Annotated in this window: 13 protein-coding genes; 9 read left to right on the top strand and 4 right to left on the bottom strand. The window is 46.1% G+C overall.

Going from position 1 to position 14,774, the window contains the following annotated elements; translation table 11 throughout:
• The first annotated feature begins 174 nt into the window (after positions 1 to 174).
• Positions 175 to 1,839 carry a GGDEF domain-containing protein gene (locus tag P404_RS0112215; RefSeq protein ID WP_276525058.1) on the top strand — a complete coding sequence of 555 codons (1,665 nt, stop codon included), beginning with the start codon at positions 175 to 177 and terminating at the stop codon, positions 1,837 to 1,839.
• Positions 1,840 to 2,233: 394 nt separating this feature from the next.
• Here the strand turns inward: P404_RS0112215 and P404_RS0112210 are convergent, their stop codons facing one another.
• Genes P404_RS0112210 through P404_RS0112200 form a run of 3 tightly spaced genes read right to left on the bottom strand, consistent with a single transcriptional unit; the run spans position 2,234 to position 4,510 of the window.
• Complete coding sequence (locus P404_RS0112210) at positions 2,234 to 2,878, bottom strand: hypothetical protein (protein WP_026830925.1); 645 nt, start codon at positions 2,876 to 2,878, stop codon at positions 2,234 to 2,236.
• Positions 2,875 to 4,050 carry a DEAD/DEAH box helicase gene (locus P404_RS0112205; protein ID WP_014969609.1) on the bottom strand — a complete coding sequence of 392 codons (1,176 nt, stop codon included), beginning with the start codon at positions 4,048 to 4,050 and terminating at the stop codon, positions 2,875 to 2,877. The genes P404_RS0112210 and P404_RS0112205 overlap by 4 nt, the downstream gene beginning before the upstream one ends.
• 28 nt (positions 4,051 to 4,078) lie before the next feature.
• Positions 4,079 to 4,510 carry a hypothetical protein gene (locus P404_RS0112200; RefSeq protein ID WP_014969608.1) on the bottom strand — a complete coding sequence of 144 codons (432 nt, stop codon included), beginning with the start codon at positions 4,508 to 4,510 and terminating at the stop codon, positions 4,079 to 4,081.
• A 347-nt stretch (positions 4,511 to 4,857) separates the two neighbouring features.
• On the opposite strand from P404_RS0112200, the gene pflB reads away from it, so the two are divergent.
• The 3 genes from pflB (at position 4,858) to abc-f (ending at position 9,803) form a co-directional block, all read left to right on the top strand.
• Positions 4,858 to 7,107 (top strand): formate C-acetyltransferase, encoded by a 2,250-nt coding sequence (pflB, locus tag P404_RS0112195; RefSeq protein ID WP_014969607.1) that lies wholly within the window; start codon positions 4,858 to 4,860, stop codon positions 7,105 to 7,107.
• 21 nt (positions 7,108 to 7,128) lie between these two features.
• Complete coding sequence (gene pflA, locus P404_RS0112190; RefSeq protein WP_026830924.1) at positions 7,129 to 7,848, top strand: pyruvate formate-lyase-activating protein; 720 nt, start codon at positions 7,129 to 7,131, stop codon at positions 7,846 to 7,848.
• Between the two features lie 275 nt (positions 7,849 to 8,123).
• Complete coding sequence (abc-f, locus tag P404_RS0112185) at positions 8,124 to 9,803, top strand: ribosomal protection-like ABC-F family protein (RefSeq protein ID WP_026830923.1); 1,680 nt, start codon at positions 8,124 to 8,126, stop codon at positions 9,801 to 9,803.
• Positions 9,804 to 9,888: 85 nt separating this feature from the next.
• On the opposite strand, the gene rsgA is transcribed toward abc-f, so the two are convergent.
• Positions 9,889 to 10,938, bottom strand: a complete 1,050-nt coding sequence (gene rsgA / locus P404_RS0112180) for a ribosome small subunit-dependent GTPase A (protein WP_014969604.1) — start codon at positions 10,936 to 10,938, stop codon at positions 9,889 to 9,891.
• A 269-nt stretch (positions 10,939 to 11,207) separates the two neighbouring features.
• Here rsgA and P404_RS0112175 point away from each other — a divergent pair, with 269 nt between their 5' ends.
• The 5 genes from P404_RS0112175 to P404_RS0112155 are packed head-to-tail and all read left to right on the top strand — an operon-like array spanning position 11,208 to position 14,694.
• Positions 11,208 to 11,588, top strand: a complete 381-nt coding sequence (locus tag P404_RS0112175) for a lmo0954 family membrane protein (RefSeq protein WP_026830922.1) — start codon at positions 11,208 to 11,210, stop codon at positions 11,586 to 11,588.
• Positions 11,589 to 11,643: 55 nt separating this feature from the next.
• On the top strand, positions 11,644 to 12,267 hold the full coding sequence (locus P404_RS0112170) for a PspA/IM30 family protein (protein ID WP_014969602.1): 624 nt from the start codon (positions 11,644 to 11,646) through the stop codon (positions 12,265 to 12,267).
• Positions 12,268 to 12,326: 59 nt separating this feature from the next.
• Positions 12,327 to 13,046 (top strand): cell wall-active antibiotics response protein LiaF, encoded by a 720-nt coding sequence (liaF, locus tag P404_RS0112165; RefSeq protein WP_014969601.1) that lies wholly within the window; start codon positions 12,327 to 12,329, stop codon positions 13,044 to 13,046.
• Positions 13,043 to 14,068 carry a sensor histidine kinase gene (locus P404_RS0112160; protein WP_014969600.1) on the top strand — a complete coding sequence of 342 codons (1,026 nt, stop codon included), beginning with the start codon at positions 13,043 to 13,045 and terminating at the stop codon, positions 14,066 to 14,068. Before liaF ends, P404_RS0112160 begins: the two co-directional genes overlap by 4 nt.
• Entirely contained in the window at positions 14,065 to 14,694 is a 630-nt protein-coding gene (locus tag P404_RS0112155; RefSeq protein ID WP_014969599.1) for a response regulator, read from the top strand. The genes P404_RS0112160 and P404_RS0112155 overlap by 4 nt, the downstream gene beginning before the upstream one ends.
• Positions 14,695 to 14,774: the final 80 nt, after the last annotated feature.

Here is a 14,774-nt window from a genome sequence, read left to right as displayed (position 1 = left end):
AAAAGATAAAACGATTCGCTTGATCACTTCATGTCAGGAGGCAGTTTGATGCAACGATCCCCCTATTTCATAAAATGGTTTCCACCCCTACTGATTATTTCGACTGTCCTTATCCTTATTTCATTTACACATGACTCGATTTCAAATCTTTTAATCGAACAAATATTGCAGTACATGTCGCTTTTATTATTAGCTTTTTTTATCTTAGTCGCCTACAAAAAAGAGCAGTCTTTGATTGTCCCACGTCGAAAGTTTTGGCTACTTGCACTCGGTTCCCTTACCTTATCCGTCCTTGGTTCAATTCTCGAAACCATTCATTTATTCAGTTCGTCAGGCACTGTGTCCGGCGTCTACAGCCTAGTATTTTTTTCACTCTCACATTACTTATTTTTATTCGCCATCTTTTACCGGATCGTCTCTAAAAAAGGATTTGGTCAACATGTGTTAGCTGCGATGGATGCCTTCATTTTAATGACTTTCCTTGCTCTTGTTGCCTTTCACATCTTGAATGAATTCGTCGACCCGACCGTCAACACGTTCCCATACTCCTTGATCGTCATCATCAATACATCCCTTGGTCTGTTCGTCTTTTTTTATTTTTCTTTTATCCAAGACACGCACTGGGTCTCCCGGACTACCTTGTTTTTACTTTTCTTGTCCATCTTTATCCGAGGACTCTATGAGATATCGTCCGTCTATTTCCCTGATTTCACGACAACATATTTGATTTTTTCACCTATTTTTATCCGCTTAGCCCAAAGTGCGGCTATCTTATGGCACATCGACCACATCGTCGAAGGAACGAGCACATCATCCGTCGTCCAGCGCGCTTGGCTTCCACTTCTTTCCTTGCCGTTATTCCTTCACTATCTCATTGAACAAGAAGGTGAGAAACGTGATATTTTCATCATTTTATTCTTACTGATCGTCCGTCAAATTTTGATTACAAGACAACATAGCTCAATCGTCCGCCAATTGGATACTCGAAATGAACAATTGACGATACGCGTCACGCGACGAACGGAACAGATTAAAGCAAGCGAGCAACAAGTCATCCCACTGTTTTTAGGACATCCTGATCCAATCGTTCGTTTCAATCAAGCAAAAGAACCGATCTATGCGAATCGAGCCGCCCAACGAATTTTCGGCCTTTCGGATATGGGCGTCGATCGACTCACCACCGAATTTCGTCATTTCCAGACCGCCTTGATGCAGAATTCTAACCATTATCAAAATCAATCGAATCAACAATTTGAGTTGATTCCGATTCCGATCATGATTGCCGACACCTCTTTTGGTCAGTTTTTAATTCTTCATGACGTGACGGATCGAATGGAACGTCAGCAGCAAATCGAATATCATGCTTATCATGACGGACTGACTGATATCGGAAATCGCCGTGCTCTCGAACGGACGTTTAATCAACAATCATCTACATTCAATTACTTGGCACTCATTGATTTGGATGGTTTCAAACTCATTAACGATACGTACGGTCATGAAGCCGGGGACTACATCTTAATCGAAGTCGCAAGACGTCTTTCTACTGAACTAGTCGCCGACGAATCCGTTTATCGACTCGGCGGTGATGAATTTGCTTTATTGATGTCAGCGGAGGATGAACTTTCGTTACGACGACGTTGTAAACTTTTTTTGAACTTTTTATGTCATTCCTACGTACATCATGGACAGACACTACATGTCTCTGCGAGCATCGGCGTAGCACCTTATGTGGAGGGGACAAATTTAGAACAGTGGCTGAAATATGCCGATCTTGCGATGTACCGGGTGAAGCATCAAGATAAGAATGGGATTGCCGTCTACCATTCTGAAGAATAAGTGACACTATGGCACGACACAAACGGGACTGACTCATAAGTCAGGCCAAAATCAATCCTTGTAACGGACGGTTCGACATCCTCGCTTTCCATGGGCGGAAGGTAAGCCGCGGCATCCCACATTCCATGCGGTCATGCCGGGTCTTACCTATTCCTGACGGAAGCGCTAATCGCGCTTCCTTTTCCCATAGGAGTCGAGGATGAACGTTTCCGTCCTCCATCAATCAAATGGCCGATGATCCCATCTTTTCACGGGATCATCGGCCATTTCTATGCAAATTCTGATTGTTCGCAAAGGAAAAGGGAGGTGGATTTCCGGATCAAACACCGGAAATCCACCTCCCTTCATTCATTTTAATCGAGAGACGTCCTCACTTTTGAGTCAGCTCCGTTTGTTATTTTTCCGGACGTGGTGCGATGTTTCCTTCTTCGATGTCGAGCAACAAATCAATCAGCTCGGCACAAAATTCCGGATATTGACGTAATAACGCATCTTCTCCGACTTCATCTACAAAGTCCGCTAACAAGATGCGAACTTCTGGAACAAGTGCTTTGGCGACCTTCATATACGCAATCGCAAAACGCCATTTTCCTGAGATATAAAGTAACTTCCCAATCAATAAGTCACCCGTCTCGACTTCGATCTCCGCTAAATCCGTTTGGTAGGTCTGTTTCGACATGATGTCGACGACGCCTTCTGCTTCGACGAGGAATAAAGAAGGCACGGGGTCAGCCAATCCTCTTAATGCACGATACAGACTTGGTGACATATTTTCTTTCACCTGTTCCAAAAAGCGACCATGCGGTGTTTTTCCTTGTTCATCCGTTTCATAAAAGATGGCCCAGTCAACAAATAGATCGCGGAACAGTTCAGCATCTTTTAAATACCAACGACCTTCCGTTGCGATTTCTTCAATGAACGCCACCCAATCCGTACTTCTCGCTGTCGCTGCTTCTTGATACATCGTCTTGAGTGCCGTGTTCATCTCTGCTTCCGATACAGTCGTCGGAAAAGGGATTATCTTTCGTTCACTTTTCATCGTGTCGGTCCTTTCCGGTGTGGGTTCGCCGGTCGTTTGATTGTTTCTGGTTCCGTGATTTCGCGTTTCGGAATCACTTCACCACGATAAATTTCCATTTCTTCCATTTCCACACCCATTTGTTTAGCTAATGTTTTCAGGTGTCTCAAATCGTGATCCGTGACAAGTGCGAGAACCATCCCGGAAGCATTTCCACGTCCCGTACGTCCAGAACGGTGAACAAAATCATCGAGTGACTCAGGCAAATCGTAATGGACGACATGCGTGACCGCCTCGATATCAAGTCCACGGGCAGCAAGACCTGTCGTGACAAGTAACGGAAACTCCCCCCGTTTATATGAACGAAGTGTCTCCATCCGTTCCCGTTTTCCTTTTTCCGCATCGAGAATCCGATATTTTAATGAAAACTTACTTAATTCTCCATTTAACGGTCCGAGGAATGAACGATTGTTGATGAAGGTCAATACTTTTGCACCCTGCATGTTCGCCAAACGACGTAAATACTCCGGTTTTAGACGACGTGACATTTCGATGTACCCGAACTTCACTTGTGTACTGACGACACGTTCGACTTGTACCCGTTCCGGTTCATTCGCAAATAAAGTTTTACCCCATTCTGCTGTTCGTTCCGGTAATGTCGCTGAAATAAATGCCAGCTGTCGATCGCGGAGGGCACTGTTCGCGATCCGAGTTGCCGATGCACTCATCCCACTCTCGTAAATTTGATCGGCCTCATCGAGTACAATCAATTTTACTTTATGCATCTTCATCTTTTTCGAATCGATCAGTTCCACAAGACGCCCGGGTGTCCCGACGATGATCTGCGGTTTTTTCTTCAGACGTTCATGTTGACGCTTTAATTCGACTCCACCAATGAAGGCTCCTGATTTAATGCCACTTCCTTGCGCAAACAATTGGATGACTTGGTGAATCTGCATGACAAGTTCGCGTGTTGGTGCTGTAATCACGACTTGAATATGGGGTTCATTCTCATCAATCAATTCTAGCGCCGGGATGACGTATGCCAATGTTTTCCCCGTCCCGGTCGGTGCTTCGACCAAAACATCTTTTCTTTCACGCAATAACGGAATTGCCTGTTCTTGAACGGGCATCATTTTTTCGAAACGTGCGCGTTCCCATGCTTCTGTAATAAAAGGTTTCATAAAGTTCATAACGTGTATTCTCCTACTCTCTTATCCATCATTCTGTGACGTATTCAAATTGATCGGTCGTGTCGTCACGTAAGCCACGTAACGTCTGTGTGTATTCATTCCCCGCATCAACAAGCCGGATATGATACGCCACTTCATTGTCATTTTTTATTTGTTCCGACAAGATTTCAAACCCTTGAATGACCCGATCTTGAAGCTCATTCGCAAGTTTCGGGAAACGATTGAGCGCCGGGTAATCTGTTTTGACATCACTTGGACGTCGCACCAGTTGAGCCAAATATCTTTCTTTATACCCGATGAAATCCTCAAAGTCGAAATCATCTTCAAAACGAATCCAGAAACCATCCTCTTCAAATTCTGTAATCATTCCAGTTCGTGGTGTTCCTTCAGTTGATACTTTTAGCGTCAGCCAGTCACCTGTTCTGTAATCGGCACGGTCTTCCAAAATCGAAAAATCCATTTCATGCACCTCCACGGTCTATATTCCCTTTTTCATTGTCAACGATACGTCATAAAAATACAAGATAACCTGATGTGACTTTTATCACGTTTCAAACTGTCTCTTTCCTTTTTTGATCAATCGAGTGATACAGTTCCTGAAATATGGCTTCATACTGCCTCTTCTCTGTTTTTCGCCCCTAGTCTTCTCAATGATACACATTTCAAAAAAGCCTGGTGTACCAACGTTTCAGGAATCTTCTACGCTTTCACCGGGATGTAAAACTCTTCTCACGAAATGTTTGTTACACTATTCACATAAGGGATGGACCTTGAACTGTTTCCCCTACAAACAAAGGAGTGTTCACGATGTTACTTGAAAAAACACCAGCGTGGCAACAATTCGAAACAGGCGAATGGATCGACAAAATTGATCTAGCCGACTTCATTCGACGAAATCGGACAGAATATCGAGGGGACGACCAGTTCCTCGTTGGTCCAACAGAAGCTACTGAAACACTTTGGCAACAGATCATGAATCTAACAAGCGAAGAACGGACACGAGGTGGTGTGTATGCCGTCGATGCCGCTACTCCTTCGACGATTCTTTCACACGGGCCAGGTTATCTCGATCGCTCTCTAGAAAAAGTAGTCGGATTGCAGACGGATGAACCATTCAAGCGTTCCATTCATCCGAATGGTGGCATCCGGATGGTCAATGATGCACTAGAAGCATATGGATTTGAAGCTGATCCAATCGTCACCCGGACGTTTAGTGAATACCGGAAAACACACAATCAAGGGGTATTCGATGCGTACACGCCTGAAATGCGTGCTGCCCGAAAAGCTGGCATCATTACAGGACTTCCCGATGCTTACGGTCGAGGACGGATCATCGGTGATTACCGTCGTGTCGCCTTATATGGAACAGCTTACTTGATTCAGCAACGGAAACAGGATTTGCAAAACCACGGTGGTTTCTTGTCCGAATCAATGATCCGCGATCGTGAGGAAATGAATGAGCAGCTCCGCGCGTTACAGGAACTGACAGAACTCGGGAAACGGTATGACTGTGATCTATCTCGCCCTGCCGAAACGGCTCAAGAGGCCTTCCAGTGGGTCTATCTCGCTTATCTGGCTGCGATCAAGGAACAAAACGGCGCCGCGATGTCTCTCGGACGTGTTTCTACGTTCTTAGATATCTATATCGAACGAGATCTAAAAGCCGGTCGCTTAACCGAACAAACCGCTCAGGAACTCGTTGATCATTTTGTGATGAAACTTCGGATCGTCAAATTCCTTCGGACACCGGACTACAATGACCTGTTCTCCGGCGACCCAACGTGGGTCACCGAATCGATTGGTGGTATGAGTGAAGATGGACGGTCGAACGTCACGAAAAGTTCGTTCCGTTTCTTACAGACACTTGTCAATCTCGGACCGGCGCCTGAACCGAATCTGACGGTCCTTTGGTCGACACAACTCCCCCGTGGTTTTAAAGAATTTTGTGCAAAAATGTCGATTCTCTCAAGTTCGATTCAATATGAGAACGATGACTTGATGTTACCAATCTATGGGGATGATTACGGGATCGCGTGTTGTGTCTCCGCGATGCGAATCGGTAAACAGATGCAATTCTTCGGAGCACGGGCAAACCTCGCCAAAGCATTACTTTATACCCTGAACGGTGGGATTGATGAAAAACTTAAAATTCAAGTTGCTCCGGCAACCAACTTAATCTTAGATGACGTGTTGGATTACGAAACGGTCATGGCAGCTTATGATCGTCAACTGGACTGGTTAGCCGAGCTCTATGTCAATACGTTAAATGTGATCCATTTCATGCATGATAAATACAGTTACGAACGCATCGAGATGGCGTTGCACGATCCGGAAATCTTACGGACGATGGCTTGTGGCATCGCCGGACTATCGGTCGTCGCGGACAGTCTTTCTGCCATTCGTTATGCAAAAGTCTCACCAATTCGTGATGCAGACGGAATCGCTGTTGATTTTAAAATCGAAGGTGATTTCCCGAAATTCGGAAACAACGATGCGCGTGTTGACCAGATAGCCGTCGATCTTGTTAAACTCTTCATGGAAAAAATTCGGAAACATCCGACTTATCGAAATGCCTTGCCGACTCAATCTGTCCTGACGATTACATCGAATGTCGTCTACGGCAAAAAGACCGGTAATACACCAGACGGTCGACGAGCAGGCGAACCGTTCGCGCCAGGAGCCAATCCGATGCACGGACGTGATACGAAAGGAGCCGTTGCCGCGCTGACTTCTGTTGGAAAATTGCCATACGAACATGCCTTAGACGGAATCTCTTATACGTTCTCAATCGTTCCAAAAGCACTTGGTAAAGATGAGCAGACACGGATTCAAAATACCGTCGGACTGCTTGATGGGTATATGGGTGGAACGGTCTCAAAAGGACACCACTTGAACGTCAACGTCTTTGATCGGGAAACGTTACTCGATGCCATGGAACACCCAGAGCTGTATCCACAATTGACGATTCGTGTTTCCGGTTACGCCGTCAACTTCATTAAGTTGACACGAGAACAACAAATCGATGTCATCAATCGAACATTCCATGGTGCACTTTAATTCAGAAAGGACAAGATGAACATGACACACGGAACGATTCATTCTGTTGAATCCTGCGGGACGGTCGATGGACCCGGTATTCGTTTCATCGTTTTTACGCAAGGATGCCCATTACGCTGTCAGTATTGCCACAATGCAGATACATGGGAATTCGGATGTGGTCGTTCCGTCTCGGCGACAGCCATCATCGAAGAGGCCGAGGGCTACCGTTCCTTTTTTGAAGCGACGGGTGGTGGCATCACGTTTTCTGGTGGCGAACCCCTCGCCCAACCAGAATTTCTAGAAGCTGCATTACGCGAAGCAAAACAAAAAGGTCTGCATACTGTCATTGATACAGCCGGATCCGTCGTCCCTAAAAATATCGATCAAATTTTAGACCATACGGACCTTGTCTTGCTCGACATCAAGCATATCGATGATGCGACATGCCGGATTCTGACAGGGCGAAGTAATGCGAATACACTTGCTTTCGCGAAACGATTAGCTGATCGGAACATTCCGGTCTGGATTCGCCACGTCCTTGTACCTGGTTTGACGATGACGGAGACGTTTCTTCGTCAGACCGGAGAGTTCATTCGGACACTCGGAAACGTCGAACGGGTCGAAGTGCTTCCTTATCATCAACTAGGTGTCTACAAATGGGAGGCGCTCGGACTCGACTATCCGTTAAAAGACGTCCTTCCCCCTAGCGCAGAAGACGCAACTGCAGCCCAAGAATTACTCACTTCTTACTTGTCTTGACCGTAACAAGTTGCTACACTGAACACATAGTCTACGAACAGGAGGTACAATACCGAAATGAAGCATACACTCGCTAACGTCTAATGATGAAAAGAATTCATCACTTTCGCAATACGTTGCGGATGACTGACGCTACGAGTCTGCTCATTTTCGGTATTTCCTTAGATGAGGAAGATACCTTCTTTGATTTGCACTCCTGCACACCATCCGCTCGTTTTCGGATGGTGTGTTTTCATTTCATCTGTATTGAAATGAACTCCTAAGGAGCTGAGAATATGCCTACTGAAATCTTATCGATTCATGATTTACGCTTTGATCTTCCTCAACAGACGTTGTTCCAACACATCTCATTTTCCATTCATCCGGGTGAACATGTCGCCCTCGTCGGTGCCAACGGAGTGGGTAAAACGACGTTATTACACGTCATCCTCCAGCAGACCCAGCCGACTTCGGGCGATATCTTCCGCGTCTATACAAATCCCGGTCACGTCGCCCAACACCGTACTTCTTCCAATGACTCGGCACTCCGACTGGTCGAACAGGCCGATCTGCTTCGTTATCAGGCACGGGAACAGACAATGCAGTCGACGTCGCTTGAAGATTACCAAGCTGCGCTCGATTTAGACGCTTTTTCACTCGAAGCGGATGCAGCACGTGCGTTAAAAGAAGTTCAACTACCCGAACACGTCTGGTCTCACCCCTTCGACACACTCAGCGGCGGCGAACAGACACGTATCCAACTTGCCTGTCTGTTGGTCCAAAAACCAGATTTCATTCTGCTGGATGAGCCGACTAATCACTTGGATACTGACACGTTGGATTGGCTGATCGACTGGATGCACCAGACGTCGACCGCGATTCTTTATGTATCACATGAACGTGCTTTCATCGACGCAACGGCGGATGCTGTCATCGAGCTGACAGCAGATTGTGCAACACGGTATAAAGGAAATTATCAAGCATACCGGCATCAAAAAGACCAAGAGCTATTGACTCAACAACGTCAATATGAAAAACAGGAAAAAACGCGCAAAGAACTAAAACGAATGATCACCCGATACCAAAACTGGCATCAACAAGCCGTCGCCCACGCAAGTGAACGGGATCCTTACGCCAAGAAAAAAGCAGCCAAACAAGCGAAGAAGTTCAAAGCAAAAGAAAAGCAACTCGAACATGTTCTTGATCAACGAATTACCAAACCAGAAGCGGCCGCGTCTGTTCACGTTTCGTTTGAAGCCACATCGTTTGCAGCAAAGCAGTTACTTTCATTAGATACTGTCTCCTTTTCTTACGGGACTCTCCCACTGTTTGAACAGCTGTCCTTCTCCATCCAACAGGGAGACCGGATTGCTGTCATCGGTCGGAACGGTTCCGGGAAAACAACGTTGCTCCGTCTGATTCAAGGTGAGCTTGCTCCGCATCAAGGAACGATCAAACGCCACCCTTCCCTGACAATCGGATATTTTTCCCAGGCGCTTTCGAATCTTCCGACTTCCGGTTCTTTGCTTGACGCCTTGATGCAGGACACGACGATTTCCGAGACCGATGCCCGGACGCTTCTCGCTTGTTTTTTATTTCGGCGTGACCATGTCTATAAGCCAATTGCCGAAGCGAGTATGGGGGAACGATGCCGGCTTGCTTTCTTACGCCTCTATTTTTCCGGTGCACGTCTGTTGATTCTCGATGAACCGACCAACTATCTGGATTTAACGACACGCGAACAAATCGAAGCCGCTCTTGACGTCTTCCCGGGTGAACTATTGTTCGTGTCACACGATCGTTACTTCAACGACCGTCTCTCGAACCGGACAATCACGTTAGATCAAGCACCCACCGTTCATCCTGTCGGTACAAAACAATTACGGGAACAACAACCAAGCGACCTTCACGCCATCCAAAACGATCTAAGACGCCTCGATGATTTGACGGGAACGATTGACTTTGATCATTCTTAATCGTTCATAAAAAAGACGAACGGCGCCTCTCTATCCAGTAGAGAAAGGAATCGTTCGTCTTTTGTGTTTGACATTCGTTCTGATATCAGCGTTTCTGGTATTTTAGTTTTGTCCGGGCCTGTGCCTGTTTGTGCACTTTTTTCCATTTTTCTTTTTCCGCTACTTGAAGGGCAATATTTTGTTTACGTTCCGCATAGGCGATTTCACGCTTCAGCTTCAAAAAGCTGTCCCATCGTTCTTGTGCCAACTCTCCCTCTGCTAACGCAGCTTGTACCACACACCCCGGCTCTTTTCCGTGTTGGCAGTCCCGAAAGCGACATGATTTTGCGAGCATCTCGATGTCTGAAAAAGTAGAAGCTAATCCTTCGCTCCCGTCCCAGAGACCCAGCTCACGCATTCCCGGCGTATCAACAAGTAACAACCCGTTGGCTAATCGTTTTAGTTCCCGGTGGGTCGTCGTATGACGTCCCCGTTCGTCGTCTTCTCGGACCCCACCCGTTTCCATCAGTTGTTCGCCCGCTAAAGCATTCACGAGTGTCGACTTGCCAACTCCTGACGACCCGACAAGGACAATCGTCTCTCGCGGTTGCAGGACGTCTTTCAAGGCATCTAATCCTTCTCCCGTCAACGAGTCCACGGCAAAATAAGGTGTTCCGAATACAATCTCTTCAACCTCTGAAAGCGGTTTGTCCACGTTATCGATTAAACCTTTTTTCGTCAATACGATCAGTGGTTTGACCCCCGCTTCCCAAGCGACCGTCAAATACCGCTCTAAACGGCGAACGTTGAAATCGTGTCCAAACGCCATGACGAGTAACGCGACGTCGACATTCGCACAGATGATTTGTTCCTCGATTTCCGTCCCCGCTGCTTTTCGGGAAAATTGTGAGGTTCGCGGCAGAATCCGTTCGATGCGTCCTTTACCCACTTCCCGTTCTGATTGGATGACCCAGTCACCAACCGCCGGAAGTTCTGCTTTCGTCAACGCTTCAAACCGCATCTTTCCCGATAACTCACTTAATGTTTCCCCGTCAGCCGTCATCACACGGTATTGCTTTTGGAAGACCGCCGTGACGCGACCTAACTGTTCATTTGTTCCGACTTCATCTGTCGGTAACTTACCCCATTCGTTCAAATGGTTTCCTCCTCTGATTTAAGGGAGGGAAACCCCTCCCTGTACTCCGATAGATTGATTCATTACGTGGCTAGTCGCACTCATCAAACACCACTCCTCTCGTTTCTGATAGTCGAATTTTACCATATTATTTAAGTCAGACATAGCAGGCATACTAAAGTCAGACCTTCACTCTCCGCCTCAAGTCGGAGAGAATTACGGTCCGAAGGGCGTCGTGATTCACATTCAGCTGCCGTAAGATAAGAGTATCAAGAAAAGGAGGCTTCATCATGAAGCAATCAAAAGGAAAACAGGTCTTGATGGCACTTGCCGGTCTCGCCCTTCTCGCTGTCGTCATCGGTACATTACCACACATGATCGGACTCGGGCTCGGTGCGCTTATAGCATTTTATGCCATCGGTAAGTTTGTCCAAACATCAAAAGTGTTAGCAAAAATCGGATTCGGATTACTCGCCGCTCTTGGCATCGGTTTAGCTCTGTCTAACATCTGGGCCATCATCGGGATTGCTGCCGCTCTCGCTCTTTACATCGGATACATGCGAATGAAAATGCAACGTGTTGATTTAAATACTTTATTTGCCCGCCGTCGTTCGACAACTTCGACGCATTTTGAAGCCGATTGGAAGGATCTCGATCAAAAACGCCACTAATCGACCGTTTAATCCCAAACACACAAATGAACTTACATCCAAGGAGGAATTTTTCATGAAAAACGTATTTGACCAATTAAACGAGTTTGCCAATCAAATGATGACGGAAGTCAAGAAAGCAGCAGATCAAGGCGAAGCACCGGCTAAGAAGTTGGTCCGCCATATTCGGACGACTGAATCCGACCTAAAAGAAATCGACCGGCTACTCGAACGCCAACGGACGTTACTCGTCGAACTGACACATAAACAAGATGAAGCCAAAGAGTTGGCAGACAAACGCTTTACGCAGGTCGAAATCGCCAAAGAAGCAGGCGAACAAGAGCTTGCCGAACGGGCTGCAATTGAATCCAAACATTATGGCGAGCAGTTCCGTTTCTTTGAAGAATTGATCGAAGAGACGAAACGGGAATTGAACCAACTGGAACGGGAAGCACTTGAATTAAAACTGAAATTAGAAGATTTACAAAACAAACGGTATGAATGGATGATGCGTGAAAACGTCTCGAATCTAAAATCAAAGATGAACCAGGTGCTAGAACGTGAACCAAATGCTACTATTAAGGAAGAGCAACATCCATTTACAGTTGAAGAAGATGAAACGAAGGTAGAAGAAGCGACCATCGCAGAAGATGACATCGATGCACGGATTGCCGAACTCGAACGTCGTTTCCAAAAATAAGTGTTTTGATGAAGGAGGCATCGTTGCCTCCCTTTGTCATGTCAGGAAGGAGATTCCTCGTGCGACGATTAAGTACAAAACAATTAGTCGGTTACGTGTCGATCCTGTTCGCCCTCGGATTATTTTATGATTTGACGACAGGTGCCGGGAATGTGTTATTCGGAGTCCTGTTTCCGTTTTTACTGTACTATGTCGGAATCTATTTCCGTAAAAGAAATCATGAAAAACTCGCCATTTTGTTTTATGTCGTTGGTACAATCATCTTAGCTGGTGTCGTTCTGAGTTCGGCCGCTATCGGATTCGTCATTGCAGGAATCCTACTATATCTCGGAATCATTCTCGTCACACGACACTCGGTCAGAGAATTTTTCTTTTCGAAGATTTCTCCTAGTCTGTATGAGGAAGAAGGCATCAAAATTCAACCGGCATATTCGTTTACGACACAACAAGAACTTCCCTATGTCCTAAAGGATTTAAGTGAACAGTTCATCGTTCGTGATTTAGAGATTGATTTGACTCATGCTTATGTGCCTGAAGGCGAAACCTTGATCGTCGTCAGTGGTGTCGTCGGAGACGTCCGGATCTTGTTACCGTCGGGTTACGATTATACGCTCGATACGTCGATCGGATTCGGAAGCGTCAAAACCGATGTCCGTCGGATTCCGACGTTTTTCAATCGACGGATTCAATACCGGGCTCCTGAATATGACGAGGCGGTACGAAAAGTACGGATTCATGTCATGCTCGGTATCGGAAACGTGGAGGTGACATCGATATGAAACGTGACCAATTCCCACTTGGTGTCATCGCCCTTCAAGTCATGACCGGATTTTTGACCGCCATTTTGACGACGTTATTATTTTTAAGTACACGCCAAGTCGATTGGCATGTACTTTTCGTCCGTCAACAGGACTTTCCGGTCCTCCTGCTTGTCATCGGTCTCTCCTTACTACTCCCTTTAGCGGTTGGCAGTATTCATTATTTCTTTTTACGGCGTGATTTTAAAAAAGTCACGACAGCTATCATCGAACTCGAACAAGGAAAAGAAGTGACGATTGTCAACGGTCCCTATTTCCACACGCTGACACGCCTATCCCGAATCGGCAAACGGATTGATGAACAAGTCGAGACTGTCCAAAAAATCAGTACCCGTCCACAACATATCGAACAAGTCCGGATTCAAGCGATTACCGAGGAACGAAAACGGCTTGCTCGTGACCTGCACGACTCCGTTTCCCAACAACTGTATGCAATCTCGATGATGACGACCGCTGCCAAACAAACGATTTTAACGCAACCTGAAACAGCTGCTAAACAAATTGATCTCGTTGAGACGATGGCCCAGACAGCCCAATCAGAAATGCGTTCCTTATTGCTGCAGTTGCGTCCCGTTGAACTCGAAGGGATGACCTTACAACAAGGACTTACTCAACTTCTTGAAGAACTCTCTAGAAAACAATCCACTGAACTGAGTTGGAAGCTCGAAGCAATTGAGTTACCACGCCCGATTGAAAATGAACTGTTCCGGATCGTCCAAGAAGGTTTGACCAACGCGTTACGTCATGCGAAGGCGTCACATATGGATATCGAGTTGCGTCAATTCAATGATACGATCATCTTGAGCATGAACGATGATGGTGTCGGTTTCATCGTGGATGAAAAGAAGCTTGCTTCTTACGGTATCAATTCAATGCGCGAACGAACGGCAGAGATGGGCGGAACGATCCGCCTTGTCAGTGTCCCCGGACAAGGTACACAAATTGAAGTGAAATTGAGAAAAGATCGGATGGTGCAAGTATGATACGTGTGTTATTAGTCGATGATCATGAGATGGTTCGTGCAGGTGTATCTGCCTTTTTGTCCACTCAAGCAGATATTGAAGTTGTGGCAGAAGCATCAGATGGACAGGTCGGAGCTGAACTGGCTTTAAAGCATCGGCCTGATGTGATTTTAATGGATTTAGTCATGGAACCGGTTGACGGCGTTGAAGGAACACGATTGATTCGTAAAGACTGGCCAGAAGCGAAAATTCTTGTTGTCACAAGCTTTCTAGACGATGAAAAAGTCTACCCGGTCATTGAAGCAGGAGCCATGAGTTATGTCTTAAAAACAGCTAGTGCGTTTGAAATCGCGGAGGCCATCCGTAAAACTGCGAGCGGACAATCCGTCATGGCTGCTCAAGTCACCGGTAAAATGATGGAACGATTACGAAGACCAACGAGCCACCTGCATGACGATCTGACGGAGCGAGAACAGGAAGTCCTGCAATTGATGGCACGTGGCATGGCGAATCAGGAAATCGCCGATGAACTGTTCATTTCGTTGAAGACCGTCAAGACACATGTCTCAAACATCTTATCGAAACTTGATGTCGTCGATCGGACACAAGCGGTGGTTTATGCCTTTAAGCACGGAATTGTGAAATAACCTTTGATTGTTGAACTCGTTTTTTCTTTTTTTATACTTAAAAAGTTCGATGTGATAGATTTTCCATCCAAAAAAACGAA

This window comes from Exiguobacterium antarcticum DSM 14480, from assembly GCF_000685865.1.
In the GTDB taxonomy this organism is placed as follows: Bacteria; Bacillota; Bacilli; order Exiguobacteriales; family Exiguobacteriaceae; genus Exiguobacterium_A; species Exiguobacterium_A antarcticum.
The sequence above is the reverse complement of the archived record's forward strand: the minus strand, read 5'-3'. Positions and strand labels throughout refer to the sequence as shown.